This window comes from Nonomuraea sp. NPDC047897, assembly GCF_043204415.1.
Taxonomy (GTDB): domain Bacteria; phylum Actinomycetota; class Actinomycetes; order Streptosporangiales; family Streptosporangiaceae; genus Nonomuraea.
The window spans coordinates 104,678-130,937 of record NZ_JBIDCC010000002.1; the positions used below are offsets into that span (position 1 = coordinate 104,678).

Genomic DNA, 26,260 nt, shown 5'->3' on the forward strand with positions numbered 1-26,260 from the left:
GTGGTCCTCGGCAGGTTTCAGGAGCAGGTCAAGCAGTGCCGGCGGTGTGGGGCCACATGGCGGTCGTACGAGGAGAAGAAGACCGACGTGGCGATCGCGAGCGCCATGGTGGCCGATGTCGCCCTCGGACGGGTCGACGTCGTGCTGCTGATCTCCGCCGACTCCGATCTGTGCGCTGCCGTCGAGGTGGTCCGGGAGATCGACGCCGGACGCGGCGCCAAGACCCGGGTGGTGTCCGTCTTCCCGCCCGGAAAGAGTGCTGACGGCCTGCGACGCTGCAGCGACGCGTGGTTTCCGCTAGGGCCGGCCGTCATCCGGGGGGCCCAGCTTCCCGGGGTCGTGCGCGGGCGGGACGGGGCGGTGTACCACCGGCCGCCGTACTGGAACTGACCGCCGGACCGGCCGCGCGATCGCAGGTGCGGTGGCGTGAGTGAGGGGAATGCTGGTGAAAGAGGGGAATTTGGCAGATCATGCCCGTGTAGCACAGCGCCGGCGGGCCTAATGTGCCCGCAACGGGAAGAACCGCCGCGGAGGAGCCTGCGGGGCGGCCACCTGACCGACGGCCCGGTTGAAGAGGGGTCTCATGGGTTTCGGCTGGACCAAGCACGGTGACGGCAAGCATCTGGCTCCCGGTGAGGTGGTCAGACCTGACGAGCGGCTGACCTGGCCGCGCATGGTGGGGTTCGGGGCGCAGCACGTGGTGGCGATGTTCGGCGCCACGTTCGTCTTCCCGCTGGTCATGGGACTGGACCCGAATGTGGCGATCATGATGTCGGGGGTCGCCACGATCCTGTTCCTGCTGATGGTCAAGGGCAAGGTGCCGAGCTACCTGGGCACGAGCGCCTCGTTCGTGGGCGGGGTGCTGGCCATCCGGGCCCTGTTCGGCGGTGACACGGCCGGGGTCGACGCCATCGTCACCGGGGCCATCCTGGTCGCCGGGCTGGTGCTGGCGCTCGCGGGGCTGGCCGTGCACCTGCTCGGGGTGCAGATCATCCACCGGATCTTCCCGCCCGTGGTGACCGGGGCCGTGGTCATGCTGATCGGGTTCGGGCTGGCGTACGTGGTGGCCGACGTCTACTGGCCGCAGGACCAGTGGATGGCGCTGGTCACGATGCTCGTCACGTTCGTCGTCGTGGTGGCGTTCAAGGGGTTCGTCGGCCGGGTCGGCATCCTCGTCGGGCTGGTCGTCGGCTACGTCCTGTCGTGGGCGGCCGACCGCGTCCTCGGGCAGGTGCCCGCCTACAGCGACGGCGCCCTGAACATCCCGGCGCACTTCCGGGTGGACCTCGGCAAGGTCGCCGACGCCCCCTGGGTGGGGCTGCCGGACTTCCACCTGCCCGACTTCCGGGCGTCGGCCGTGCTGCTCGTGCTGCCCGCGCTCATCGCGCTGATCGCCGAGAACATCGGTCACGTCAAGGCCGTCGGCGAGATGACCCGCACCGACGTGGACCCCTACGTGGGCCGCGCCATCGCCGCCGACGGCGTCGCCACCGTGGTCACCAGCGCGGTCGGCGGCTCGCCCACCACCACCTACGCCGAGAACATCGGCGTCATGGCCGCCACCAAGGTCTACTCCACCGCCGCCTACTACATCGCGGGCGTCATCGCGATCCTGTTCGGGCTGAGCCCGAAGTTCGGCGCGCTCGTCTCCGCCACGCCGTCGGGCGTGCTGGGCGGCGTCACGGTCATCCTGTACGGCATGATCGGCCTCCTGGGCGCCAAGATCTGGATCGAGAACAGGGTCGACTTCGCCGACCCCGTCAACATGGTCCCGATCGGGGCGGGCGTCATCCTGGCGATCGGACCGGTGAAACACCTGATCAGCGGCGACTTCCGGCTGGAGGGCATCGCGCTCGGCACCATCGTGGTGGTGGGCGGGTACCACCTGCTGCGCGCCATCGCCGGCCGGCCGGGGCCCGTGCCGGCGGGCAGGGAGGCGACCGGGGGGGAAGCGACCGGGTGAAGCCGCCGCCGTTCGCCTACCACGCGCCCCGGGACCTCGGCGAGGCCTTGGAGACTCTCGCCGGGGTGGACGGAAAGGTGCTCGCCGGCGGCCAGAGCCTCATCCCCATGCTGAACATGCGGCTCGCCGCGCCCGCGCACCTGGTGGACATCAACCGGCTGGCGTCGCTCGCCGTCGTCGAGCCGCGCCCCGACGGGGTCACGGTGGGGGCGCTGGCCCGGCACGCGGAGGTGGCCCGCGCCGGCGTCCACCCGCTGCTCGGCCAGGCGCTGCGGCTGGTCGCCCACCCGGTCATCCGCAACCGCGGCACCGTGGTGGGCAGCCTCGTGCACGCCGACCCGGCCGCCGAGCTGCCCGCCGTGCTCGCCGTCCTGGACGGGTCCGTACGGCTGGCGCGCCACGGGGCGGGCGAGCGGGACGTCCCGGCGCGGGAGTTCTTCCTCGGCCCCATGGAGTCCGCCGTGCGGCCCGGTGAGCTGGCCGTGTCGGCGTTCTTCCCGGCGCTGCCGCCGCGGTCCGGCACGGCGTTCCGCGAGGTGGCCCGGCGGCACGGTGACTACGCGCTGGCCGGGGTGTGCGCCGTGGTGACGCTGGACGAGGACCGGCGCGTCGCCGCCGCGCGGGTGGCGTGCGTCGGGGTCGGGCCGGTGCCGGTCATGGTCGACGTCACCGGGGCCTGCGCGGGCCGGGCGGCGGACCCGGCCGGTCACCCGGCGGACCGAGCGGGCCGGGCGGCGGACCCGGCGGGGTGGGCGGCGGCCGTGGGGGCCGTGCGGGAGGCGACCGAGCCGGAGGGCGACGTGCACGCGAGCGCCGCCTACCGGCTGCACCTCGTCGGGGTCCTGACCGGGCAGGCGCTCGACGAGGCCGCCCGGGCGGCTGTCAGGGCGGCCGCCGAGGGGCGAACGGGATGAGGAGGGACGTGGAGCACGAGATCACGCTCGTGGTGAACGGCGTCGCGCGGCGGGCGCGGCTGCCCGCGCGGCGGCTGCTGTCCGACTGCCTGCGCCACGACCTGGGCCTGACCGGCACGCACGTCGGCTGCGAGCACGGCGTGTGCGGCTGCTGCACGGTCCTGCTGGACGGCGAGCCGGTCCGCTCCTGCCTGACGTTCGCGGTGACCGTGGACGGGCGGGAGATCACCACGGTGGAGGGACTGGCCGGGCCGGACGGGATGTCGCCGGTGCAGCGGGCGTTCGCCGAGTGCCACGCGCTGCAGTGCGGCTTCTGCACGCCCGGTTTCCTGTGCACGGTGACCGCGTTGCTGCGCGAGAACCCCGCGCCGACCGACCAGGAGGTGCTGGAGGGCATCTCCGGCAACCTGTGCCGCTGCACCGGCTACCAGAACATCGCCAAGGCCGTGCGCCGGGCCGCCGAACTGCTGGCGGAGGAGGGAACGTGAGCACGCGGCTGTTCGGCGAGCCGGTGCGCCGCCGGGAGGACGGCAGGCTCCTCACCGGGCGCGGCCGCTACCTCGACGACCTGGGGGCCGGGGCGCTGGCGGTGGCGTTCGTGCGCTCGCCGCACGCGCACGCCCGCATCCTCGACATCGACGTCTCCGCCGCGCTCGACGTGGACGGCCTGGTAGCCGTCTACACCTGGGAGGACCTGCCCGAACGGGTGGGCCGCCCGCTGCCGCTGCTCATCCCGCACCCGGCGCTCACCCACGGCCGCACCGCCCACCCGCTGGCCCGCGAGGTGGTGCGGCACGTCGGCGAGCCGGTCGTCATGGTGGTGGCCGCCGACCGCTACCTCGCCGAGGACGCCTGCGCGCTGATCGAGGTGGACTACGAGCTGCGCGAGCCGGTCGCCGGGCTGGAGGAGGCGGCCCACGGCGAGCGCCTGGTGCACGAGGACGTGCCGGGCAACGTGGGCGCCCACCTCGTGCAGGAGGTGCCGGCCGCGAGCGGCGCGAGCGCCCGCGAGGCCGTCGCCGCCGCGCCGCACCGGCTGGCGTTCCGGCTCGACATCGAGCGCAGCGCCGGCATGCCGCTGGAGGGGCGCGGCGTGTACGCCCGGTGGGACGGCACCGACCTGCGCGTCTACTCCAGCACCCAGACCTCGACCAGCGTCCGCATGGCCGTGGCCGCCGCGCTCGGCCTGCCGCTGCCGCACGTGGAGGTGATCGCCCCCGACGTGGGCGGCGGGTTCGGCGTCAAGATCGTCCATCCGTGGCCGGAGGAGATCCTGGTGCCGTGGGCGGCGATGCTGCTCGGCCGGGAGATCAAGTGGACCGAGGACCGGCGTGAGCATTTCGTCTCCTCCGCCCACGAACGCGGCCAGGTGCAGCACGTCGAGGTGGGCTTCGACGACGAGGGGCGGGTGCTCGGGCTCGACGTGACGATCCTGCACGACCACGGGGCGTACACGCCGTACGGGATCATCGTGCCGATCGTCACCTCGACCCAGCTCCTCGGCCCGTACCGGATCGGCGCCTACCGGGTGGAGTTCAGCTCGATCTACACCAACACCGTGCAGGTCACGCCGTACCGGGGGGCCGGGCGGCCGCAGGGCGTGTTCTGCATGGAGCGGACCATGGACAAGATCGCCCGCCATCTCGGCCGCGACCGCACCGAGGTGCGCCGGGTCAACCTCATCGAGCCGCACGAGTTCCCGTACGACCAGGGGATGACGTTCCAGGACGGCCGGCCGCTGATCTACGACAGCGGCGACTACCCGGAGATGCTTCGCATGGTCAAGGAGCTGATCGGCTGGGACGACTTCGAGCGGCGGCCCGGCCGGGGGATCGGCATCGGCTGCTACGTCGAGGGCACCGGCGTCGGTCCTTACGAGGGCGGCCACGTCATGGTCACCTCCGACGGGCGGGTGCACGTCTCGACCGGCCTGACCTCGCAGGGGCAGGGCCACGAGACCGTGTTCGCGCAGATCGCCGCGACCGAGCTGGGTGTGCCCATCGACCGGGTCTCGGTGGTCACCGGGGACACGCGCCGCTTCGGCTACGCGGTCGGCACGTTCGCCTCGCGCGCGGCCGTGATGAGCGGCAACGCGATCGCGCTGGCCTGCCGCAAGGTGCGGGAGAAGGCGCTGCGCATCGCCGCCGACGCGCTGGAGGCGGACCCGGCGGACCTGGAGCTCGACGGCGGGCTGGTGCGCGTGGCGGGCACGCCGTCGGCCGGGATCCCGCTGTCCACGGTCGCGGTGCTGGCCAACCCGCTGCGCTACGCCTTCGACGACGAGGCGGTCAAGGCCACCCAGTTCGCCGCGCCCGCCGCGCCCGACCGGCCGCCCGTGGCCGAGGGCGACGAGCCGGGACTGGAGGGGCGTGACTACTACTCGCCGATCAGGTCCACGTTCGCCGCCGGCATGCACGCGGCGATCGTGGAGACCGACCCGCTCACCGCCGAGGTGCGCATCGTCCGTTACGCGGTCGTGCACGACTGCGGCAGGCTGATCAACCCGATGATCGTCGAAGGGCAGATCCACGGCGGCGTCGCGCAGGGCGTCGCCGGCGCCCTGTACGAGCGGCTGGTCTACGACGAGGACGGGCAGCTCGTCAACGCCTCCTTCATGGACTTCCTCATGCCGTACGCCACCGAGATCCCGCGCGTGGAGACCGCCCACCTGGAGACGCCGTCGCCGCTCAACCCCCTCGGGATCAAGGGCGCCGGCGAGGCCGGGGTCATCCCGGTGTCGGCCGTGGTGGCGTCGGCCGTCGAGGACGCGGAGGGCATCCCGATCGACCGCATGCCGATCTCGCCGTCGGAGCTGTTCGACCTGAGGAGGCGTCACCCGGCCACGTGACCGTGCCGGCGGGCTGGCATGATCGGCGTCGTGACGACGGGTGGCGAAGGTGAGCTGCGCGCGCCCGGCCGGGGGCTGACGCGGGTCCCCGGCACGGCGGGCGGCCTCGCCGGGGTGCGGCTGATCGACCTGGCGTGGAACGACCTGGCCGAGCTGCCGCCGTGGTTCGGCGACCTGCCGTCACTGATCGAGCTGCGGCTCGACGGCAACCGGCTGGCCGCCCTGCCCGACCTGACGGGCCTGACCGCGCTGCGCGCCCTCCATCTCGACGGCAACCGGCTGACCGAGGTGCCCGCCTGCCCGCCGGGGCTCCACACGCTCTTCCTGTACGGCAACGCCGTGGCCGAGCTGCCGCCCGACCGGCTCGCCCACGGGCTGCGGCACCTGTCGCTCGGTGGCAACCGGCTGACCGGGGTCCCGGACTCGCTCGGGGAGCTGACCGGCCTGGAGTCGCTCAACCTGGCGGAGAACCTGCTCACCGAGGTCCCGCCGGCCGTCTGCCGGCTGACGGCGCTGCGGATGCTGGACCTCGCCCACAACCGGCTCACCGTCATCCCGCCGGAGCTGGGCGATCTCCCCCTCACCGACTACCTCTACCTGGGCGACAACGCCTTCACCGACGTCCCGGAGACGCTCGGCAGGCTGGACCGGCTGGCCTACCTGGGGCTGGACGCCAACCGGCTCACCCGCCTGCCCGCCTCGCTGGGCGCGATGGCGGCGTTGACGGAGCTGCGGCTCGCCGGCAACCGGCTGGCGGAGCTGCCCCGCTCTCTCGGCGACCTGGGCCGGCTGCGCGAGCTGCACCTGCGCGGCAACCGGCTGACCGCTCTGCCGCCGGAGCTGACGCGGCTCGGCGAGCTGCGTCACCTCGACCTGCGTGACAACCTCCTCGGCGCGCTGCCCGCCGGGATGGCCCGGCTCACCCGGCTCGCCCACCTGGACCTGCGCAACAACTGGCTGCGCGAGCTGCCCGCCGAACTGGCCGACCTGCCCGCGCTGGCCAAGCTCGACCTGCGCTGGAACAAGCTCGACGGCGATCACGAGCCGCTGCGGCGGCTGCGGGACCGAGGTTGTGCCGTCCTGATGTGAATCGAGGCTGTGCCGTCCAGATGTGAATCGGGGTGAACCGGCCCCGAAAGGGCTGCGTATCTCGGCACATGACGACATTTGCACGTCTGGCCGCTTCTGCGCTCTTGGTCGGACTCGTCGCCGCCTGTTCGCCGGGCGGCGGCGGCGCCGGGACCGGCGGCGCGCCCGTCGCGGGCGGCGCGGACCAGCCCATCCCGGACCCCACCGAGCTGCGGGTGTTCAGCGTCGAGGAGCTCTCCGCCAAGGTGGGATGCAAGCCCCGCATCCAGGTCGACGCCGAGGACATCCGGACGGGGTACTGCAAGACCGAGCACGGCGAGTTCTTCGTCAACACCTTCGTGTCGGAGAAGGACAAGGACGTCTGGATGGACCGGGCGCCCGAGTACAACCCCCACCTGGTGGGCTACCGGTGGACCGTGCTGTCCAAGCTTGAGGTGCTGCGGGCGCTCAAGGGGCCGCTCAACGGCGACCTGCACCTCAACGACCACCGGACCAAGTCGCCGCAGCCGTCCCGGCCCGCCGGCGGCTACTGACCTACGGCCTGGCCCGCGGGCCAGGCCCGCGGGCAAGTTCTGCGGGCCAGGCCTGCGGGGCGGTCGTCCGGCCCTCAGTAGGCGGCCGGCTGGGGGGCCGGCTGCCGGGTCACCCCCACGCGCTTCCTGAACACCCAGTACGTCCACCCCTGGTAGAGCAGGACGAACGGCAGCGCGATCAGCCCGATCCAGGTGAGCATGGTCATCGTGTAGGGGCCGGAGGCCGCCTCGGCGAGGGTGAGGCCGGGCAGCGGCGCGACCCGCAGCGCGGTGAAGACCGACACCGAGGTCAGCGCGATGGCCGTCGCCGTGGCGGCGAACGCCCACCCCTCGCGCCGCCGCCAGATCAGGGCCACGGCCGCCGCCAGCGCGCCCACGGCCGCCAGCGCGGGGACCGACCGCGCGTCGAACGCCGCGCCGGCCTCCACCGCGCCACTCAGGCCACTCATGCCACCCACGCCACCCGCGTCACCGGCGCGACCCGCGCGGCCGAAGGCGAGGCCGGACAGCGCGACCACGGCGAGCGGCAGCGTCACCGCGCCGGCGGCGAGCGCCGCCACCCGGGCCCGCCGCCGTACGGGGCCGTCGGTGCGCAGCGCCAGGAACACCGCGCCGTGCAGCACGCACAGCGCCAGCGTGAACAGCCCGCCCACGACGGCCGCGAGCGCCGAGCCGAGCACCAGGTTGGCGAAGACCGCGCCCCACAGGAACGCCGGCAGCGCGCTGCCCACCACGATGCCGAGGTCGCACCAGCCGGGGTCGGCGACCTTGCCGCGCCACTCCAGGCCGACGCCCCGCATGATGAGGCCCACCAGCACGAGCACCACGGGCAGGTAGAAGGTGCTGAACACGCCGGCGTACCAGGCGGGGAAGGCGGCGAACATCGCGCCGACCGCGGTGATCAGCCACACCTCGTTGCCGTCCCAGACCGGTCCGATCGTCTGCAGGCTCTGCCGCTGCTCGTCACCGTCGCGGCTGACGAACGGGGACAGCAGCCCGACGCCGAAGTCGAAGCCTTCCAGCACGAAGTAGCCGGTCCACAGGAAGGCGATGATGCCGAACCACAGGTCGATCACTGTCCACACCTCAATACATCAGCGACGGTTCGAGCTTCTCGGCCACGGGCGCCGGCTCGGACTCCTCGGGGCCCTTGCGCACGTGCCTGGTCAGGAGTACGACTTCGGCCACCGCCAGCGCGCCGTACAGGAGCGTGAAGATCGTCAGTGAGACGGCGACCTCAGTCAGGCTCACCCCGGGGGAGACGCTGGCGGCGGTGAGCAGCTCGCCGGTGACCGTCCACGGCTGGCGGCCGATCTCGCTGAGCAGCCAGCCCGCGGTCACCGCGAGCAGCGGCAGCGGCAGCGCGAGCACGAACAGCCTGGCCAGCCAGGGCGGCATCGCCCGGCGGCGGCGCGTCAGCCACAGCCCGAGCACGGACAGCCCCACCGTGGCGAGCCCGAAACCGATCATCACGCGGTAGGACCAGAAGACCACGACCGGGTCGGGCCGGTAGTCGCCGGGGCCGAACCGCTCCTCGTAGCGGCGCTGGATGTCCTCGGTGCCCTGGACGACGGCGTCGGGGTCGCCGGTGGACAGGAAGCTGAGCAGCTCGGGGATCTCGACGCCGGGCACGATCGTGAACCCGGCGCCCGCCGTGTCGCGCTCCAGCCCCTCGGCGGCGGCCAGCTTCATCGGCTGCTGTTCGTAGGCGAGCTTGCCGGAGATGTCGCCGCTGCCCGCGACGACCACTCCTGCGACGGCGGTCATCACCAGCGCCGCGCGTGCCGCGCCGCGCCACATGGCAGCCCTGGTGCGCAGCAGCCAGTAGCCGCTCACCGCGAGCACGAAGCCGCCCGCCACGATGAACGCCGCCCCGATCACGTGCGGCACCTGGGCCAGCGCGGTGGAGTTGGTCAGCACCGCCCACAGGTCGGTCATCCGGGCCCGGCCGTCCACGACCTCGTAGCCCACCGGGTGCTTCATCCAGGCGTTGGCCGCGAGGATGAAGTACGCCGAGAGGTTGGACCCGATCGCGGCGGCCCAGATGCACGCCAGATGCACGCGCTTCGGCAGCCGGTCCCAGCCGAAGATCCACAGGCCGAGGAAGGTGGACTCCATGAAGAACGCCAGCAGCGCCTCCAGCGCCAGCGGCGCGCCGAACACGTCGCCCACGAAGGTGGAGTACTCGCTCCAGTTCATCCCGAACTGGAACTCCTGCACGATGCCCGTCACCACGCCCATGGCGAAGTTGATCAGGAAGAGCTTGCCGAAGAACTTGGTCAGCCGGAGGTAGTGCTCCTTGCCGGTCCGGTGCCAGGCCGTCTGCAGCCCCGCCACGAAGACGCCGAGGCCGATCGTCAGCGGCACGAACAGAAAGTGGTAGACGGTGGTCACGCCGAACTGCCACCGCGCTAGGTCGAGTGCGTCCATTTTCCCCTCGCCGGCTCGGACGCTCTACAAGTCGTAGAGCGCCTACGTCCAGTAGTACTACAGGACGTAGAGCATCGTCGTGGGGATCGCGGAGATCTTCGTCACAGCGCGCTCCCCCCTGCCCGCCGAGCATGTCGTACGAGGTCGGCGCGGCGCGTCAGCCGGTGGGCTGATATCGGGGTACCTCCCGCGACGGACCCGGTGACCGCCCCGCCGACGCGCCGTCTGTCAGGTCTTGCCGTTATGCGGGAGCCCGCTCCTTTCTAGAGTGGCCGTGTGAAGGTCGCAGGGAGCGCCGTGATCGGCGCCGAGAGAGATCGGGTGTGGGCCGCGCTGCAGGACCCGGCGGTGCTGGTGCGCACCATCCCGGGCTGCGAACGCCTTGAGGAGAGCGGGCCCGACACCTACCGGATGACCGTCAACGCGGGGGTCGCCTCCGTCAAGGGCGTCTACCGGGGCGAGGTGGCGCTGGCCGAGCCGCACGCCCCCGAACGCTTCGTGCTGCTGGCGCGCGGACAGGGCGCCCCTGGCACGGTCGACGCGACGGTCCGGATCCGGCTCAGCGAGGTGGACGGGGGCACCCGGGTCGACTACGACGCCGACGCGGTGGTCGGCGGCCCGATCGGCGGGGTGGGCCAGCGCATGCTCGGCTCGGTGGCCAAGCGGACGGCGGGGGAGTTCTTCTCGGCCGTCGAGGACCACCTCCGCGCCCCCACCGCGGGCACGCGCCCGCCGGACGCGCCCGGCGGGCCGGCGCCGGCCGCGTCCGGGCCCGTCGTGTACGAACGCCCCGCAGAACCCCGACCGCGACGCGGGCCCGCCGAGACGCGGCCGTGGGTGATGCTCGCCTCGTTCGGCATGGGGGCCGGCGTCGCGCTCGCCGGGGCCGCGATCGGGTGGCTGTTCGGCCGGGCCGGCCGCCGCTGACCGGGCGGCGGGCCAGGCCGTCACACCCGCCGGCCGACCTCGGGCACCACGCCGAGCGGGTGCCCTCGCGCAAAAGGATCTCCCGGCGTAGCGTGGCTGTATGCGGCAGGCACACGCTGAAGACGCGAGGACCGAGGCCAGGCGAATCGTCTCGGCCCTGCTGGGTGAGGAGCACCCCACCGCCGGGGCGTTGCTGGCGGACGCGCGCCCCGTGCTGGGCGACGAGCGCACCGGACGCTGCCTCGACCTCGCGCTGGGCGCGTCGCTGACCAGACGCTCGGCGGAGCTGGCGGCGCTCGCCGGGCTCGTGGTCGGCACCCGCGACCTCGGGCAGGAGTGGTGGCGGAGCGGCAGGGGCGGCAAGCTGCCCGCGCCCGACGAGGTGCTGGCCACGGCGGTGGCGATCGAGCCGTGGACCGACCTGACCGCGCTGGAGATGCTGGCGGCCTGGATCGCCGACGACGCCGCCGACGAGCTGTGGGGCGCCCCGGTGGCGGAGGTGGACCTCAACTCGTGGCAGGCCGAGGACCGCTTCGCCCTGCCTCGCGGCGTCACGTCGGGACAGCGGCTGGTCGTGCACTTCGACGCCGGGGGCCGCCTCGACGCGGTCGTCACCCGGCGGCTCGACGACGAGCTGGGCTCCAACCTCGACTTCCAGTCGCTGCGCTACTCCCGGCCGGCCGAGGCCCAGTGGAGCTGGGGGGTGGCCGCCGGTCTCGGCCCGCACCGGCTGCCCGGCGAGGAGCCCGACCCGTACGCCCGCGAGGTGGATCCCCGCGCGGCCGGCATCCTGCGCGACTGGGCACGGCGTCACGGCGCGGCCCCGGAGCAGCTCGGCGAGCCGTGGCGGTGCGTGGGCGACGTGGTGTCCGCGATCGAACGGGTCGACTGGATGTGGCGCAGCGGCGAGTGGTTCGGCTGGTGGCGCGGGGCGTCGGCGCTGGTGGACGGCTCGGCCTACCTGCCCTACCGGCTGGAGGAGCTGGCGGCCGGCTGACCCCGCGACGACGGCCGCTGCGCCGTCCGAGCGGGACTTCCCCGACCGGTAGCGTGTGATCATCTATGGCAGACGGTTGACCGCGCGACGGGTGATCACATGGCTGGGGAAGGATACGCCTTCGGGAACGGCGGCTTCGCGAAGGCGGGGATGAGCCTGGACACGGCGGCGCAAGAGCTGGGCAGCAACTACTACGCTGGGAATGATGTCGAGCTCGGCATGTTCGCCCTGGGCGCGGCGTGCGAGTGGCCCGCCCGGCGCGAGTACGCGAACACCTGGCACGACCTCAGGCAGGAGTTCCGCCATGGTGACCAGGAGGCCATGACCCTGGCCGACCTGTTGAAGAAGACCGAGGACGGCTACCACACGGCCGAGAGCGAGAGCGTCCGTACGGTGCTCGCCGCCGTGGCCGAATCCCGGCAGGTGGAGTCCGTCGAGCCCGAGCCCTACCACGAGCCCCTGGGTTACGGCCGGGACGAGCCGCCCTTCCCGTGGTCGCGCATCATCAGTCCGGGCGTCGCGGCGGGCGGCATGGCCGCTCGGCTGACTGTGGCGTTCGAGAAGTATGAGGCACTGGACAAGGCGGCCAGGGATCGGGGCTACGCATGGCAGAACTACCGGCCCGCTCCTCGGGAGCAGGTGCTGTCGAAGATCGCCGAGCGGAGCCAGGCCACACTGAGGAACCTGACGTACGCGAAGGCGTTCTCCTACACGGTGGCGGCCGCCGGACTCGCCTGGGCCTCCATGGTCGTCCCCTCGGACGAGGACCTCGACCGCGCGATCGCGACTTGGGACCGCATCGCCTACGAGTGCGCGGAGATCTTCGGACACGACACCCGGGCCGTGCGGGAGGCCATCGCCGCGTCCTGGGCCGGGCTCGCCAAGGACTCCGCCGACCTGAGGCTGGTCGAGTTCATCGCCGCGGGCAACCACCTGACCGAGAGGCTGCGCCGCCTGTCCGCCGCGCTGTCCGACACGGTGCGGGACCTGGACCGCATCCACCTCATCGCGCTGGCGTTCTCCGGCGTCAGCCTGGCGGCCATCACGGCCGCCGGGATCGCGGCCCGGTTCAACCCGGCCCTGCGCCCCGTCACCGAGTTCCTCGGCACCCGGCTGGCCTCGGTGGTCCTGTCCTGCGCGCAGCTCGCGCCGGCGGCGGCCGCGGGAGCGCTCGCCTGGTACCGGATGGCCGACGCCAGCCGGCCGACCACCATCGGGGGCCGCGAGATCACCGGGTTCAGGCGTCCCTGAGCCGCGTGACCGTCAGGCGGGAAGCGTGCCCTCGCCGAGGAGGCCGGCGCGGTGGTGGCGGCGGCACAGCACCTGGTAGCGCACGGGCGAGTCGTCGGTGTCGCCGATCACCACCTGCTCGCCGGTGCGCACCAGCTCCCCGCCGACGATCCGCCCGTTCAGCAGCCCCGGCCGTCCGCACCAGCACAGCACCTCCACCTGCAGCCGGCACACCTCGTCGGCCAGCTCGAACAGCCGCTGCGCCGCCGGGAACATCACGGACCTGAAGTCGGAGGCCAGCCCGAAGGCGTAGACGTCGATCCCGTGCTCGTCCACCAGGTCGGCGAGCTGCTCGATCTGTTCGACGGAGTAGAAGCACGCCTCGTCGCAGATCACGTAGTCGAGCCCGGCGTGTCCGGTGACCAGCTCCACCAGGTCGAGCGAGTCGACGACCTCGACCGCCTCCAGCCCGAGCCCGATCCGGCTGGTGACCCGGGCGCCGCCCGACCGGTCGTGCTTGGTCAGCACCAGCCCGCGCCGGCCCTGACGGCTGTGGTTGTAGTTCATCTGCAGGGCGAGGGTGGACTTCCCGCAGTCCATGGGGCCGAAGTAGAACTTCAGCACGGCATCGCGGGAGCCACGCGGCACGGGAGACAGAGCAGACACCACAGTCACGGGCCGCCAGCTTAGTGGCTTGGCGCAATCCCTGACCTCATGGGAGATTTCTCCCCTGAGCATCAGGAGGCAGTGTGGTCACAGACAATCCGCAGGGGCCCCTCGACGAGCTGATGAAGCCCGACGACGTCACCGCGGCGCAGGCGGACGCCGCCAGGTGGCGTTACGGGTTCTTCGTCGTGCTGGCGGGCATCGTGGCGATCCTGGTGGCCTTCGGCGCCGCGGTCTTCGCCACGGGCCAGTTCGCCGCGCTGTTCGCCGGGGTCGCGGGTGTGATCGGCACGATCATGGGCGCCTACTTCGGGGTGCAGGCCGGCCAGTCGGGTAAGGCCCGGGTGGAGGCCGAGCTGGCCAGGTCCCAGGAGATGGTGGTGCGCCTGGCGGCGTACGTGGGCACGGCCAACGCGCCCCGCGTCATCGAAGAAGTGCTGGGCCGGCGCAGGAGCTGAGGAGCCATGCGGAGCGTCCGAATCGGAGTCGACACCGGGGGGACGTTCACCGACGTCGTGGCGGTGGACGAGCAGACCGGTGAGATCGTCACCACGAAGACCCCCTCCACGCCCGCGAACCCGGCCGACGGGTTCGCCGCGGGCATCGCCAAGCTGGGGGAGCTGGACGTGAGCGCCGTCGTGCACGGCACCACGGTGGCGACCAACCAGCTCCTTGAGGAGCGGATCGCCGGCCTCGGGTTCATCACGACCGAGGGGTTCGAGTTCGTCCTGGAGATCGCCAGGCAGAGCGTGCCCGACGGCTACGGCAACTCCTACTTCTGGGTCAAGCCGCCGCGCATCGTCCCCGTCCACCTGGTGCGGACCGTCGGCGGTCGGCTCGACCACCTCGGCGCCGAGGTGTGGCCGTTCGCCGAGGAACAGGCCGTCGAGGTGGCCCGCTGGTACCGGTCCCGGGGCGTCACCACGATCGGCGTGTGCTTCCTGCACTCCTACGCCAACCCCGCGCACGAGCGCCGCATGCGCGACGTGCTGGCCCGCGAGCATCCGGAGGCCGTGGTCTCCATCTCCAGCGACGTGCTGCGCGAGTACCGCGAGTACGAGCGGTCCGTCACCACGCTCGTGGACGCCGCGGTCAAGCCGGCCATGCGCCGCTACCTCGCCGACGTCTCCGCCCGGCTCGGCATGCCGTTCTCGGTGATGAAGTCCAACGGCGGCATCCTGTCGGCCCGCGAGGTCGCTCATCAGCCGATCACCACGGTCCTGTCCGGTCCGGCCGCCGGAGCGCTCGGCGCGGCGCTCATCGCCGCCACGGCCGGGCACCCGTCGGTGATCACGCTGGACGGCGGCGGCACCTCCACGGACGTCGCCGTGGTGATCGACGGGGAGCCGTCCATCACCACCGAGGGCTCCGTCGGCCGCTACCCGTGCAAGATCCCGATGATCGACCTGGTGACCGTCGGCGCGGGCGGCGGGTCCGTCGCGTGGATCTCGCCCGAGGGCACGCTCAAGGTCGGCCCCAGGTCAGCGGGCGCCGACCCCGGTCCGCTCTGCTACCGCCGCGGCGGCACCGAGGTCACCGTCACCGACGCGCACGTCTACCTCGGCCGCATCCCGCCCCACCTGCTCGGCGGCGAGATCCCGCTCGACTACGACGCCGCCCGCATGGGCGTCCAGGCGCTCGCCGACAAGCTCGGGCTCACCCCCGAGCGGACCGCGACGGGCATCCTGGAGATCAGCGCGTTCAACCAGGCCAACGCGATCCGCCGGCTCACCGTCAAGCGCGGGCTCGACGTGCGCGACTTCCCGCTGGTGACGTTCGGCGGGTCCGGGCCGCTGCTCGCCTGCCGGCTCATCGACATCCTCGGCCTGCCCGCCGTCGTCGTGCCGCCCGAGCCGGGCAACGTCTCGGCGTTCGGGCTGCTCACGGTGGACGTCAAGAACGACTACGTGCGCACCCACGTCACGCGCGAGCTGTCCCTGCAGGCGGCGGCCCGGATCTTCGGTGAGCTGGAGGGGCAGGCCGCCGAGGCGCTGGACCGCGAGGGGTTCGCCGAGCCGGTCTTCGCGCGCAGTGCCGACCTGCGCTACTACGGCCAGGCGTACGAGGTGCGCGTCCCCGCTCCGGCGGGCGCCCTCGACGAGGACTGGCGGGCCGAGGTGCTCTCCCGCTTCCACGACGCGCACGAGAAGCTGTACGGCTACGCCTACCGCGACGACCCGCGGCAGGCCGTCGAATGGGTCAACCTGCGCGTCTCGGGCATCGGGCCGATCAGCCGGCCGGCCGTCCGCCGCGACCCGTACCCCAGGATCGAGGCGGAGCCGGCGAGCCGGCGGGTCGTCTTCGAGGAGGCGGGCGAGACGCCCGTCCACCAGCGGGCCGCGCTCGGTCCCGGCACCGTGGTCGACGGGCCCGCCGTGATCGAGGAGTACGGCTCCACCATCCCCGTCCACCCGGGCTTCACCGCCACGGTGGACGAGTACGGCAACGTGGAGGTGCGCCGTGGACCGGCCGAAGCACGTGGCTGACCCGATCCTCGTCGAGATCGTCGAGGGCACGCTGGCCTCCGTCGAGAGGGAGGTCGAGACGGCGATCGCGCGCACCGCGCGCTCGCCGATGATCCGCGACGCGCACGACTTCCGGGCGGGCATCCACGACGCGCGGCTGCGCAAGCTCACCGGCCGCTCCTACAGCGCGCTGGTCCAGCCGATCGTCCGCGACTTCCCGATCGGGACGATGCGGCCGGGCGACGTCTACTTCCACAATGACGTCTACCTGTCCGAGGGCGGCATCGGCCACCTGCCCGACCTGTGCGTCACCGTGCCCGTCTTCCACGACGAGGTGGTGGCGTTCGTGCAGGCGTTCGGCCACCACGACGACATCGGCGGGGCCGTGCCCGGCTCCATGCCCTCGCACGCCCGCAGCGTCTACGAGGAGGGGCTGATGGTCCCGCCGATCAAGCTGTGGGACCGGGGCGTGCCGAACGAGGCCGCGCTGCGCATCATGACCCGCAACTCCCGCATGCCCGACTCGCTGGCCGGCGACCTCGACGCCGAGTGCTCGGCCTGCCTCATGGGGGCGCGCCGCCTCGGTGAGTTGTTCGACAGGTACGGCAAGGACGCCGTCGTCGCCTGCTTCGACGCGATCATCGACCGGACGACCGAGACGTTCCGCCGCGAGCTGCTGTCGAAGATCCCCGAGGGCACGTACGTGTGGGAGGACTACGCCGAGCACGACGGCGTGGACGAGCCGCGCCTGCACGCCCAGCGCATCACGCTCACGGTGGACCACGCTGCCGGGGCGCCGCTCACGATCGACTTCACCGGCACCTCCCCGCAGGCGAAGGGGCCCATCAACCACGCGGGCGACTACGCCGACGGGGTGTTCCTGAAGAAGTGGCTCGCCCCCGTGCTGCGCAACCTCGCCGACTCCCCGGCCCGGATGGCGGAGCTGGACGTCAACGAGGGCGTCGTGCCCCTCATCGCCATGGTGTTCCCGGAGAAGGGCACCCTGCTCACCCCCGTCTTCCCGGCGCCCACGAACGCGCGCACCTTCGTCATCCTGCGCCTGCTCGGCGTGCTGGCGGGCGTCCTGGCCAAGGCGACCGGCGGCCGCATGCCCGCCGACCAGGAGACCATCCGCTACACCGGCGTGCACGGCACCGACGCCGACGGCCTGCCGTACCTGATGCGCGAGGTGCTGGGCGGCGGCTCCGGCGGCCGCTGGTACGCCGACGGCGAGGACACCATCCACGTGGTGCCCGACTCGCGCAACATCCCGGTCGAGTTCGCCGAGGCCCGCTGGCCGCTGCGCGTCGAACGGCTCGGGCTGGCCTGCGACTCCGGCGGGCCGGGCATGTTCCGGGGCGGGCTCGGCTACGACAAGCACGTCCGCATGCTGCGCGACGCCTCGTACATGTCGATCGCCGACCGCTCCATCCTGTCGTGCTGGGGCGTCAACGGCGGTCTGGCCGGCCGTCCGTTCCGCGTCGAGATCGCCGGCAGGGAGATGGAGGGCCTGGTCGACGACCACCCGGTGCAGGCGGGCGAGCTGATCCGCATCCGCACCACGGGCGGCGGCGGCTGGGGCTCCCCGTACGACCGTGACCCCCGCGCGGTCGCGGCCGACGTCCGCGACGGCAAGGTCTCGATCGCCGGCGCCCTCGGCGACTACGGGGTGGTGCTGGACGGGGACCGCATCGACGAACAGGGCACCGCCGAGCTCCGTGCCCGCCTGCGCCCCGTCACGGACCGCTTCTTCGACCGCGGCCCGGGCTACCCGAAGCTGTCGGGCGGGCGAACTCACGCGGAGGTGGACGACCTGTAAGACGTGCGCTGTGGATCGCGGGGGTCGAGGAGCCGCTGACCTGGTTACCGGACATCGCAGCTGGGGCGGCGGCGCTGGCGGTCGACGGCGAGCCGGAGCTCTGGGAGGCGCTGGGAGCGGACGAAGCACTGATGGTTGTGGAGATCGGCTAAGCCTGGACAGCGCAAAGCCCGGGCTCCTGTCGTCCGGCAGTCCACCCGGGCTCACTTCCACTCCCATCTGCGATGGGCGGCATCCCTAGCGTACCCGGGCGCGCACACCCTGTCACCCCGGATCAGGGTCGCCCCGAGTCCGGTGGTCTCGGATCGGGGGGAGCCTCGGATCCGGGCGGGCGCGGGCGCGGCTGCCATGATGGGTCCCCCACCAGCCGCCGACCCGGAGGAAACCCGTGCGCATCGTTCTCGCCGGCCTCGCCACCAGCCACCCGTTCACCGACGCACGCACCCTGGCCCGGCACGCCGAGCTGGTCGTCTGGGAGCCTGACCCCGAGCGGTTGCGGCGCTTCACCGCCGAGCATCCCGCCGCCGTGGTCGTCCCGTCCCTGGCCGAGGCGCTGGCGGCCGGGCCCGACGGGGTGGTGCTGACCGTGCCCAACCCGCGGGTGCCCGAGGCGCTGGCCGCGGTACTGGAGACGGGGGCGGCGTGCTTCGTCAACAAGCCCGCGGCCGCGACCCGCGACCAGCTCGACCGGCTCGACCGGCTGCCGATCCACGACCGGGTGATGTCGGGCTCGGTGCTGCGGTTCGCGCCGGCGTTCGCGGGGGCGGCGGTGGACCCGGGGGAGGTGCTGGCCGTGCGGGCCACCGTGCGGCACGACGTGGGGATGTGGGCCGGCGGCTACAACGCCTGGCAGGACACGCCGGGCGAGGGCGGCGGCACCCTGGTGACCATGGGGGTGCACGGGGTCGAGCTCCTGGTCGCGCTGCTGGGGCCGGACGTGCGGCTGGCCGGCGCGGCCGGCGCGCGGCGGCACTACCGGACCCTGCGCTCCGAGGACACCGGGGTCATGGCGTTGCGGTGGGCGAACGGCGTCACCGGCACGGTCGAGGTCATCGGCGTGTCGGAGGAGGAGTCCTACAGCGTCACCGTGCATCGGCGCGACTCGTCCGAGACCGTCGTGATCGAGGGTGGTGACGACCCGGTCAGGGGCCTCGGCTACGAGGGGACGATCGCGGCGTTCCTCGACATGGTCGGCGGCGCACCCAGTCCCGTGCCGTGGGCGCAGACCCGCGCCATCCTCGACGTCCTGGTGTCGGCGCGGGAGAGCGCCGGGAACGGCTGAGGCGCGCGGGGGCGCCCCGGGGATGCCCGGCCCCGTTGACAGCCGCCACCTCGCGCAGTTACGGTCTGGACCGTTAATCACGTACGGAGGAGACCGCGTGCGGACGACAGCGGAACTCGAGGAGCGGCTGGCGCGACCCGGCGCCGGGCTCGTCGACGATCTCGGCAGGCTCGACGGCGACATCATGATCATCGGCGCCGGCGGCAAGCTGGGGCCGAGCCTGGTGCGGCTGGCACTCAACGCCACGGCGCGCGGCGGGCACGACCGGCGGATCATCGCCGTGTCTCGCTTCACCGAAGCCGGACTCGCCGACGCGCTGCGGGACGAGGGCGCCACCGTGGTGAGCGCCGACGTGGCCGACGAGCGGGCGCTGGCAGGCCTGCCCGACGCGCCGAACGTGGTGTTCCTCGTCGGCGCCAAGTTCGGCACCGCCGGACGCGAGCACGCCACCTGGTTCACCAACGCCTACCTGCCGGGCCGGGTCGCCGACCGGTTCCGCGACAGCAGGATCGCCGCCCTGTCCACCGGCAACGTCTACCCGCTCGTCCCCGTGACCAGCGGCGGCAGCACCGAGGACTCCGCCGCCGGCCCCGTCGGCGACTACGCGATGAGCTGCCTCGGCCGCGAGCGGGTGCTGTCGCACTTCGCCGAGACCTACGGCACCCGCCTGGCGCTGATCCGGCTCAACTACGCCGTCGAGCTCAGGTACGGCGTGCTCGTGGACCTCGCCCAGAAGATCCTCGCCGGACAGCCCGTCGATCTGACCACCGGCCAGGTGAACGTCGTCTGGCAGGGCTACGCCAACGAGGTCACGCTCCGGTCCCTGCTGCTCGCCGGCGTCCCGCCGTACGTGCTCAACGTCACCGGGCCCGAACTGATCTCCGTGCGGCAGGCGGCGCTGGCGCTGGGCGCGGCCCTCGGTAAGGAGCCGGTGTTCACCGGTGAGGAGGCGCCCACGGCGCTGCTGTCGAACGCCGCCCGCTGCCACCGGTTGTTCGGCTACCCCGAGATCACGCCCGCCGAGCTGATCGAGCACACCGCCCGCTGGGTCGCCCAGGGCGGGCCGCTGCTCGGCAAGCCGACCAAGTTCGAGCGCCGCGACGGCCGTTTCTGACCGCAGGCACCATTCGTCACGAAGGGGGATCCCACGTGCTCAGCACGGCTCCAGAGGCGCAGACGTCCGTACGTCACCTGTTCCGGCGCGGCCTCGTCATCCCGGCGCACCCGCTGGCCCTGACCGAGGACCGCAAGCTGGACGAGCGCCGCCAGCGGGCGCTGACCCGCTACTACGTCGAGGCGGGCGCGGGCGGCCTGGCGGTGGGCGTGCACACCACCCAGTTCGCCATCCACGGCACCGGCCTGCTGGCTCCCGTGCTGGAGCTGGCCGCCCGCACGGCCGGCGAGGCGGGCCGCGAGGTGGTGCTGGTCGCCGGGGCCACCGGCCCGACCGCGCAGGCGGTGGCGGAGGCCGAGCTGGCCAGGTCGCTCGGCTACCACATGGTGCTGCTCAGCCCGTACCGCGAGCTGGACGAGGACGGTCTGATCGAGCGGGCCAGGGCGGTCGGCGAGGTGCTGCCGGTGATCGGCTTCTACCTGCAGCCGGCGGTCGGCGGGCGGACCCTGTCCCGCGACTTCTGGACCCGCCTGGCCGCGATCGAGTCGGTGGTGGGCGTCAAGGTCGCGCCGTTCGACCGCTACCGGACGCTCGACGTCCTGCACGGCGTCGTTCGGGCCGGCCGGGCCGGTGACGTCGCCCTCTACACCGGCAACGACGACCACATCCTCGCCGACCTCATCACCACGCACCGCGTGGTGGTGGACGGGCGGGAGGTGGACATCGAGTTCGTCGGCGGGCTGCTCGGGCAGTGGGCGGTCTGGGTGCGGCGGGCCGTCGAGCTGCTGGAGGAGGCCAAGCTCGCCCGGGCCGGCGACGACTCGGCGGTGCGGCGGCTGCTCACCCTGGACGGCCACCTCACCGACGCGAACGCCGCCATCTTCGACACCGCCAACGGCTTCCACGGCTGCATCCCGGGCATCCACGAGGTGCTGCGCCGGCAGGGCCTGCTGGCCGGCCGCTGGTGCCTGGACCCCGCGGAGGAGCTCTCGCCCGGACAGCTCGCGGAGCTCGACCGGATCTGGGCCGCCTACCCGTGGCTGCGCGACGACGACTTCGTCGCCGACGGCCTGGACCGCTGGCTGTCCTGACATGCCGTCGCGGACGCCCGGAAGGCCCGGGCAGCCCGGCGGCGCCCGGGACGCGCGGTCCGGATCCCGGAGCGCACGGCCCGGCGGGTCACAGGGTGAGCCGGTAGAGCGTGAGCGGCCGGCCGCTGGAGCCGCTGGTGAGGTTGCCGGTGCGCTCGGCCAGCCCGGCCAGCTCCAGCCGGTGCAGCATGCGGCGGGCGGTGCGCTGCTGCACCGCGAGGCGGTCGGCGATCTCCCGGGTGGTCAGCGGTGTATCACCGGCGGCGGCCCGGGCCTCCAGGAGTTTCTCCAATGTGGGCACCGACAGGCCGACCCGGCGGGCGATGACCGGCAGGTTGTGCTCGGCGGCGGGGGCGGCGGGCGCCGACTCCAGCACGATGTCCGTGTCGGCCCGCAGCGACAGCACCGCGGCCACCTCGCCGATGCGACGGGCCCTGGCCAGCGCGCGGCGGGCCAGGCTCTCCGCCTCGGCGGCGCTGCGCCCGAGGCCGAAGCCGATGCGGACCACCTCGTTCTGCCCGGCCAGCCGCGCCAGCATCGGCAGGCAGGTGAAGCCGCCGGTGGCGTCGTGCAGCGGGCCCCGGGTGGTCACCAGCAGGTGCGTGCCGCCGCGGAAGGCCGCGAGGGTGCCGCCCAGCGCGGTGGCCTCGCGCAGCAGGCCCTCCTCGTTGGCCACCTCGATCAGCCCGAGCGCGATCTGCGCGTCCTCCTGGGCCTGGCCCTCGGCCGTCAGCAGGAGCTGGCGCAACGCCACCCGGACCGAGTGGACCGAGGGCACCAGCCGCAGCACCTGCATCTCCTCCCGCAACGCCTCGTGCACGCTGCTGAGACACGTGATCACCGGGTGGCCGGGGTCACGCCGGTGGAAGGCGACGGCCCGCTCGGAGGTCATCTCCGGCCGGTAGGGGAGCGTGCGCAGCGAGCCGGTCGGCAGGCCCGCCTCGGCGAACGTCGCCGTCACGTCGGCCGCCGACAGCGTGTCGATGGACAGCCGGGTGACGTCGTGTCCCTGGTGCTGGAGCCGGACCAGGGCGCTGAGCAGGGTGGCGCCGGTGTAGTCGACGAACGCGGCCGGACGGGTCAGCACGTCGGCGTCACGGGCCAGCATGTGGGGGACGATGCCGGTGAACAGCCACCCTTCGACGGACGGGGCGTGCGCCTCGACGATCGCGGGCGCCTGCGACTCGTGGTCGTAGTCCAGCCGCAGCGCGGTGACGCCCGGCTGGTCCTCGCACGTGGCCGCGACGTCGTCGACCAGATCGTGCGGGCCGACGACCCCGATGACGATTCCCACCCGCGTCTCCCTCGTGACTCATTTCGGTCAAGACCGCAATCATACCCTTGTGAGGTGTCCCGGTGAAGTTCCCGTCCATGGCAGAGGCGGCGGGCCGCACCCTCGGCGACGAGGAGGTCGCCGCGGCCGAGCGGGTCATCCGTTCGGGCATGCTCAACTCCGTCTGGGGCACCGAAGCCAGGCTGCTGGAGGCGGAGATCGCCCGGATGTACGGCGTGCGCCACGCGATCTCGTGCAGCTCGGGCACCGCGGCCCTCCATCTGTCGGTCGTGGCGGCCGCGCCGGACCCCGGAGACGAGATCATCACGACGCCGATCACGGACTTCGGGACTGTGGCCCCCATCTTGGCGCAGAACGCGGTCCCTGTCTTCGCCGACGTCGACGCCGGCGACGGCAATCTCGACCCGGCCGCGGTCGCCCCGCTGATCGGGCCGCGCACCCGGGCGATCATGGCGGTGCATCTGTTCGGCGCGCCGGCTCGGATCGACGAGCTGCGCGCGCTCGCCGACGCGCACGGTCTGGCGCTGATCGAGGACTGCGCGCAGGCCTGGCTCACCGAACTGCCCGCCCCGCCCGGCGCCGACGGCCCGCCCCGCCTGGCGGGGACCGTGGGGGACGTCGGCTGCCTCAGCCTCCAGCAGTGGAAGCACATCACCTGCGGCGACGGCGGCATCGTGATCACCGATGACGACGAGCTGGCCAGGCGGATGCGGCTGTTCGCGGACAAGGGCTGGGACCGCGCGGCCGGGCGCTCGCACGCCGCCTTCGGCCTCAACTACCGCATGACCGAGCTGCAGGCCGCCGTGGCGCGGGCCCAGCTCGCCAAGCTGCCCGCGGTGGTGCGCGCCCGGCGGCGGACCGCGGCCCTGCTGCTGGACGCGCTGCGGGGCGTGCCGGGGGTGCGGCTGCCGCGGCCCGGCGGCCACGCCTGGTGGCTGTTCCCCCTCGTGCTGCCCGGCGGGGGAGCGCCGGAGCTGGCCGCCGGCCTGGCGGCGGTCGGGATTCCGGCCCGGGCCGGGTATCTGGCCGAGCCCCTGAACCGGGCGCCCGTCTGGGCCGCGCCCGTCTACGGCGGCTCCCGCTACCCGCTGGAGGGCTACACCCCGGCGGCCTGCCCCGAGGCGGAACGGCTGGTGGCCGAGACGCTGGTGGTGATCGACTGGAACGAGCGCTACACCACCGAGCACGTCGAGGCCGTGGCCCGGGAGATCATCCGGCTGCTGTCCCGCCCGTAGTCACGTTCAGATCTCAGGCGTTGACCCGACCGAGCGCCCTTACTAGATTTCGGTCAGGACCGGTATTAGTCGAAAGGAAGCCGCCATGAGGAAGATAGCGGCAGTCGGCATCGCCGCCGCCCTGGGCGTCACGGCAGCCGGGTGCGGATCCAGCGGCTCGGACAAGAGCACCGTGACCCTCTGGATGTACCCGGTGATCGGCGACCAGGCCAAGAGCCAGGCGTTCTGGGCCAAGGTCGAGAAGGACTTCGAGACGCGGAACCCCGCGATCGACGTCAAGATCGACCAGCAGCCCTGGGAGGGCCGCCAGGAGAAGGTGACCACGGCCCTCATCTCCAGAAAGGGCTTCGACCTGGTGGTCCTCGGCCCCGACCAGATCCCCCAGTACGCCCAGCAGGGCACGGTCGAACCGGTCGACGACGTGGTGGCCCCGGCCAAGGCCGCCTACCTGCCCAGCTCGCTGAGCGCCCTCACCGTGGACGGCAAGCTGTACGGCGTGCCGATCTACCAGACGATCACCGCGCCGATCTACAACAAGAAGCTGTTCGCCGAGGCGGGCCTGGACAAGGCGCCCGAGACGCTGGCCGAGCTGAAGGAGGCCGCGCCCAAGCTGGCCGCCAAGAAGGTCGCGGTCCTCGACTACCCCGGCAAGCCCGAGGTCAGCCTCAACCAGAGCTTCTACCCGCTGCTGTGGGCCAACGGCGGCACGGTCTTCGCCCCCGACGGCAAGCGCGTCGCCTTCAACGGCCCCGAGGGCGTCGCCAGCCTGCAACTGCTGCTGGACCTGAAGGCGGCCGGCGGCCTGCCGGAGAACACCGCGAGCAAGGGCAACGACATCGAGGGCGGCGCGCTGGCCGCCGGCAAGACCGCGATGTACCACGCCGCGACCGCGGGGCAGGCGGTCCAGCTCGGCGCCGCCATCGGAGCCGAGAACGTCGGCGTCGGCCTCCCGCTGGAAGGCGCCAAACGCGTGGCGTTCGGCATCCCCGGCGGGGTGGTGCTCGCCAAGCACTCCCCGAACAAGGAGGCGGCCAAGAAGTTCGCCGCCCACCTCGCCTCCCCCGAGGTGACCGGGGCGCTCGCCAAGGAGTCGGGCTTCTTCCCCGCCCGCACCGACGTGACCGTGCCCGAGCAGTCGGCCGAGGCCAAGGAGTTCGCCAAGTCGCTGCAGTACGCCTTCCCCGGTGACACCCACCCGAAGGCCCGCCAGGTCATGAGCGCCCTCGCCCCGCACATCCAGGCGGCCCTGCTCGGCAAGGAGGACGCCAAGACGGCCCTCGACGCCGCCGCCAAGGAGGCCGACACGCTGCTGAGCAGCGGCGGCTGACCGGCAGCCGGGACAGACGGGAACGGAGAGGAACACCGTGCGCCATCGCTTGCGTGACCCGGTCACCGGGCTGCTGTTCGTGCTGCCCATGCTCGTGCTCTTCCTGATCTTCAGGATCTTCCCCACGCTCGGCGCGGCGGGCATGAGTCTGACCAACTGGAACATCGGAGGAGAGTGGAGCTTCGTCGGCGCCGACAACTACGCCCGGCTGCTCGACGACACGAACTTCTGGACCAGCCTGCGGGTCACGCTCGTGTACGCGGCGGTCTACGTGCCGCTCACCGTGCTCGTGGCGCTCGGCACGGCACTGCTGCTCAACCAGGTGGTGTTCCTGCGCGGGCTGTTCCGCGGCATGCTCTTCCTGCCGTACGTGACCAGCTTCGTGCTCGCGGGCATCATCTGGCGCTGGATCTACGAGTTCGACGGCCTGATCAACGGCCTGCTGGCCAAGGCCGACCTCGGCCCGGTGGCGTTCCTGGAACAGTCGGCGCTGGTGCTGCCCGCGCTGGCCGTGGTGTCGGTGTGGAAGGGGTTCGGCTACTCGATGCTGATCCTGCTGGCCGGGCTGAAGTCGATCCCCGGCTCCTACCTGGAGGCGGCCACGGTCGACGGGGCGAGCGCCTGGCAGCGGTTCCGCCGGATCACCCTGCCCCTGCTCAAGCCGACCCTGTTCTTCGTGCTGGTGATCGAGACGATCAGCGCCTTCCAGACGTTCGACACCATCTACGTGATGACCGGCGGCGGCCCGGCGCGCGCCACGTACACGCTCATCTACGGCATCTACGAGCACGGCTTCCGATCGTTCGACTTCGGCTACGCGGCCACCTGGGGGATGGTGCTGTTCGCCATCGTGCTCCTCGTGTCGCTGGTCCAGCGCCGCTTTCTCGACCGGGGGAACTCATGACGCTGACCGCATCGAGGCCGCTGTCGCGGGGCGCCCGCGCCCGGCCGCCCGGGGCCCCCCCCCCCCCCCCCGGGGCCGCCCCGCGCCCGACGGCGGGGGCGGGGCGGGGGGGCCGGACGCCCGCCCCGGCGC

General features: G+C 72.8%; 23 protein-coding genes. 19 read left to right on the top strand and 4 right to left on the bottom strand.

Going from position 1 to position 26,260, the window contains the following annotated elements; genetic code table 11:
* The 7 genes from ACGF0J_RS03910 (at position 1) to ACGF0J_RS03940 (ending at position 7,347) form a co-directional block, all read left to right on the top strand.
* Entirely contained in the window at positions 1 to 390 is a 390-nt protein-coding gene (locus ACGF0J_RS03910; RefSeq protein ID WP_393141928.1) for an NYN domain-containing protein, read from the top strand.
* A gap of 193 nt (positions 391 to 583) precedes the next feature.
* Entirely contained in the window at positions 584 to 1,963 is a 1,380-nt protein-coding gene (locus tag ACGF0J_RS03915; protein ID WP_393141929.1) for a uracil-xanthine permease family protein, read from the top strand.
* Complete coding sequence (locus ACGF0J_RS03920) at positions 1,960 to 2,877, top strand: FAD binding domain-containing protein (RefSeq protein ID WP_393141930.1); 918 nt, start codon at positions 1,960 to 1,962, stop codon at positions 2,875 to 2,877. Before ACGF0J_RS03915 ends, ACGF0J_RS03920 begins: the two co-directional genes overlap by 4 nt.
* Positions 2,878 to 2,885: 8 nt before the next feature.
* A complete protein-coding gene (locus ACGF0J_RS03925; RefSeq protein WP_393141931.1) occupies positions 2,886 to 3,365 on the top strand; it encodes a (2Fe-2S)-binding protein in 480 nt (159 codons plus the stop codon).
* Positions 3,362 to 5,725: an aerobic carbon-monoxide dehydrogenase large subunit gene (gene cutA, locus ACGF0J_RS03930; RefSeq protein ID WP_393141932.1), complete on the top strand. Its 2,364-nt coding sequence runs from the start codon at positions 3,362 to 3,364 to the stop codon at positions 5,723 to 5,725. Before ACGF0J_RS03925 ends, cutA begins: the two co-directional genes overlap by 4 nt.
* A 30-nt stretch (positions 5,726 to 5,755) precedes the next feature.
* Complete coding sequence (locus ACGF0J_RS03935; protein ID WP_393141933.1) at positions 5,756 to 6,814, top strand: leucine-rich repeat domain-containing protein; 1,059 nt, start codon at positions 5,756 to 5,758, stop codon at positions 6,812 to 6,814.
* Positions 6,815 to 6,918: 104 nt separating this feature from the next.
* Positions 6,919 to 7,347, top strand: coding sequence for a hypothetical protein (locus tag ACGF0J_RS03940; RefSeq protein WP_393141934.1), 429 nt, complete (start codon positions 6,919 to 6,921; stop codon positions 7,345 to 7,347).
* Between the two features lie 74 nt (positions 7,348 to 7,421).
* On the opposite strand, the gene cydB is transcribed toward ACGF0J_RS03940, so the two are convergent.
* Together cydB and ACGF0J_RS03950 are read right to left on the bottom strand one after the other, a co-directional pair.
* Complete coding sequence (gene cydB / locus ACGF0J_RS03945) at positions 7,422 to 8,423, bottom strand: cytochrome d ubiquinol oxidase subunit II (RefSeq protein WP_393141935.1); 1,002 nt, start codon at positions 8,421 to 8,423, stop codon at positions 7,422 to 7,424.
* A gap of 10 nt (positions 8,424 to 8,433) precedes the next feature.
* On the bottom strand, positions 8,434 to 9,777 hold the full coding sequence (locus tag ACGF0J_RS03950; RefSeq protein WP_393141936.1) for a cytochrome ubiquinol oxidase subunit I: 1,344 nt from the start codon (positions 9,775 to 9,777) through the stop codon (positions 8,434 to 8,436).
* Between the two features lie 276 nt (positions 9,778 to 10,053).
* Here ACGF0J_RS03950 and ACGF0J_RS03955 point away from each other — a divergent pair, with 276 nt between their 5' ends.
* The 3 genes from ACGF0J_RS03955 (at position 10,054) to ACGF0J_RS03965 (ending at position 12,952) form a co-directional block, all read left to right on the top strand.
* Positions 10,054 to 10,704 (top strand): carbon monoxide dehydrogenase subunit G, encoded by a 651-nt coding sequence (locus tag ACGF0J_RS03955; protein ID WP_393141937.1) that lies wholly within the window; start codon positions 10,054 to 10,056, stop codon positions 10,702 to 10,704.
* A gap of 100 nt (positions 10,705 to 10,804) precedes the next feature.
* Positions 10,805 to 11,701 carry a hypothetical protein gene (locus ACGF0J_RS03960; RefSeq protein ID WP_393141938.1) on the top strand — a complete coding sequence of 299 codons (897 nt, stop codon included), beginning with the start codon at positions 10,805 to 10,807 and terminating at the stop codon, positions 11,699 to 11,701.
* A gap of 99 nt (positions 11,702 to 11,800) precedes the next feature.
* On the top strand, positions 11,801 to 12,952 hold the full coding sequence (locus ACGF0J_RS03965) for a hypothetical protein (protein WP_393141939.1): 1,152 nt from the start codon (positions 11,801 to 11,803) through the stop codon (positions 12,950 to 12,952).
* A 12-nt stretch (positions 12,953 to 12,964) separates the two neighbouring features.
* Here ACGF0J_RS03965 and ACGF0J_RS03970 read toward each other — a convergent pair whose 3' ends face one another.
* Positions 12,965 to 13,606: a thymidine kinase gene (locus tag ACGF0J_RS03970; RefSeq protein WP_245898981.1), complete on the bottom strand. Its 642-nt coding sequence runs from the start codon at positions 13,604 to 13,606 to the stop codon at positions 12,965 to 12,967.
* 74 nt (positions 13,607 to 13,680) lie between these two features.
* Here ACGF0J_RS03970 and ACGF0J_RS03975 point away from each other — a divergent pair, with 74 nt between their 5' ends.
* The 6 genes from ACGF0J_RS03975 (at position 13,681) to ACGF0J_RS04000 (ending at position 21,368) form a co-directional block, all read left to right on the top strand.
* Positions 13,681 to 14,055, top strand: a complete 375-nt coding sequence (locus ACGF0J_RS03975) for a hypothetical protein (RefSeq protein ID WP_393141940.1) — start codon at positions 13,681 to 13,683, stop codon at positions 14,053 to 14,055.
* A gap of 6 nt (positions 14,056 to 14,061) precedes the next feature.
* Entirely contained in the window at positions 14,062 to 16,083 is a 2,022-nt protein-coding gene (locus ACGF0J_RS03980) for a hydantoinase/oxoprolinase family protein (RefSeq protein ID WP_393141941.1), read from the top strand.
* Entirely contained in the window at positions 16,058 to 17,881 is a 1,824-nt protein-coding gene (locus ACGF0J_RS03985) for a hydantoinase B/oxoprolinase family protein (protein ID WP_393141942.1), read from the top strand. The genes ACGF0J_RS03980 and ACGF0J_RS03985 overlap by 26 nt, the downstream gene beginning before the upstream one ends.
* Positions 17,882 to 18,269: 388 nt before the next feature.
* Positions 18,270 to 19,163 (top strand): Gfo/Idh/MocA family protein, encoded by an 894-nt coding sequence (locus ACGF0J_RS03990; RefSeq protein ID WP_393141943.1) that lies wholly within the window; start codon positions 18,270 to 18,272, stop codon positions 19,161 to 19,163.
* Positions 19,164 to 19,260: 97 nt separating this feature from the next.
* Positions 19,261 to 20,277, top strand: a complete 1,017-nt coding sequence (locus tag ACGF0J_RS03995) for an NAD-dependent epimerase/dehydratase family protein (RefSeq protein WP_393141944.1) — start codon at positions 19,261 to 19,263, stop codon at positions 20,275 to 20,277.
* Between the two features lie 35 nt (positions 20,278 to 20,312).
* Positions 20,313 to 21,368 carry a dihydrodipicolinate synthase family protein gene (locus ACGF0J_RS04000; RefSeq protein ID WP_393141945.1) on the top strand — a complete coding sequence of 352 codons (1,056 nt, stop codon included), beginning with the start codon at positions 20,313 to 20,315 and terminating at the stop codon, positions 21,366 to 21,368.
* Between the two features lie 88 nt (positions 21,369 to 21,456).
* Here the strand turns inward: ACGF0J_RS04000 and ACGF0J_RS04005 are convergent, their stop codons facing one another.
* Positions 21,457 to 22,662, bottom strand: a complete 1,206-nt coding sequence (locus tag ACGF0J_RS04005) for a hypothetical protein (RefSeq protein ID WP_393141946.1) — start codon at positions 22,660 to 22,662, stop codon at positions 21,457 to 21,459.
* 62 nt (positions 22,663 to 22,724) lie between these two features.
* Here ACGF0J_RS04005 and ACGF0J_RS04010 point away from each other — a divergent pair, with 62 nt between their 5' ends.
* From ACGF0J_RS04010 to ACGF0J_RS04020, 3 genes are all read left to right on the top strand, one after another.
* On the top strand, positions 22,725 to 23,897 hold the full coding sequence (locus tag ACGF0J_RS04010; protein ID WP_393141947.1) for a DegT/DnrJ/EryC1/StrS family aminotransferase: 1,173 nt from the start codon (positions 22,725 to 22,727) through the stop codon (positions 23,895 to 23,897).
* 85 nt (positions 23,898 to 23,982) lie between these two features.
* Positions 23,983 to 25,224 carry an extracellular solute-binding protein gene (locus ACGF0J_RS04015; protein ID WP_393141948.1) on the top strand — a complete coding sequence of 414 codons (1,242 nt, stop codon included), beginning with the start codon at positions 23,983 to 23,985 and terminating at the stop codon, positions 25,222 to 25,224.
* A gap of 37 nt (positions 25,225 to 25,261) precedes the next feature.
* Positions 25,262 to 26,128, top strand: a complete 867-nt coding sequence (locus tag ACGF0J_RS04020) for a carbohydrate ABC transporter permease (protein WP_393141949.1) — start codon at positions 25,262 to 25,264, stop codon at positions 26,126 to 26,128.
* Positions 26,129 to 26,260: the final 132 nt, after the last annotated feature.

What these genes read in the sequence shown, in the direction of transcription:
- ACGF0J_RS03915 (WP_393141929.1), top strand. Translation starts at nt 584, where the DNA reads ATGGGTTTCGGCTGGACCAAGCACGGTGACGGCAAGCATCTGGCTCCC.
- ACGF0J_RS03950 (WP_393141936.1), bottom strand. Translation starts at nt 9,777, where the DNA reads ATGGACGCACTCGACCTAGCGCGGTGGCAGTTCGGCGTGACCACCGTC.
- ACGF0J_RS03960 (WP_393141938.1), top strand. Translation starts at nt 10,805, where the DNA reads ATGCGGCAGGCACACGCTGAAGACGCGAGGACCGAGGCCAGGCGAATC.
- ACGF0J_RS03965 (WP_393141939.1), top strand. Translation starts at nt 11,801, where the DNA reads ATGGCTGGGGAAGGATACGCCTTCGGGAACGGCGGCTTCGCGAAGGCG.
- ACGF0J_RS03980 (WP_393141941.1), top strand. Translation starts at nt 14,062, where the DNA reads ATGCGGAGCGTCCGAATCGGAGTCGACACCGGGGGGACGTTCACCGAC.
- ACGF0J_RS04015 (WP_393141948.1), top strand. Translation starts at nt 23,983, where the DNA reads ATGAGGAAGATAGCGGCAGTCGGCATCGCCGCCGCCCTGGGCGTCACG.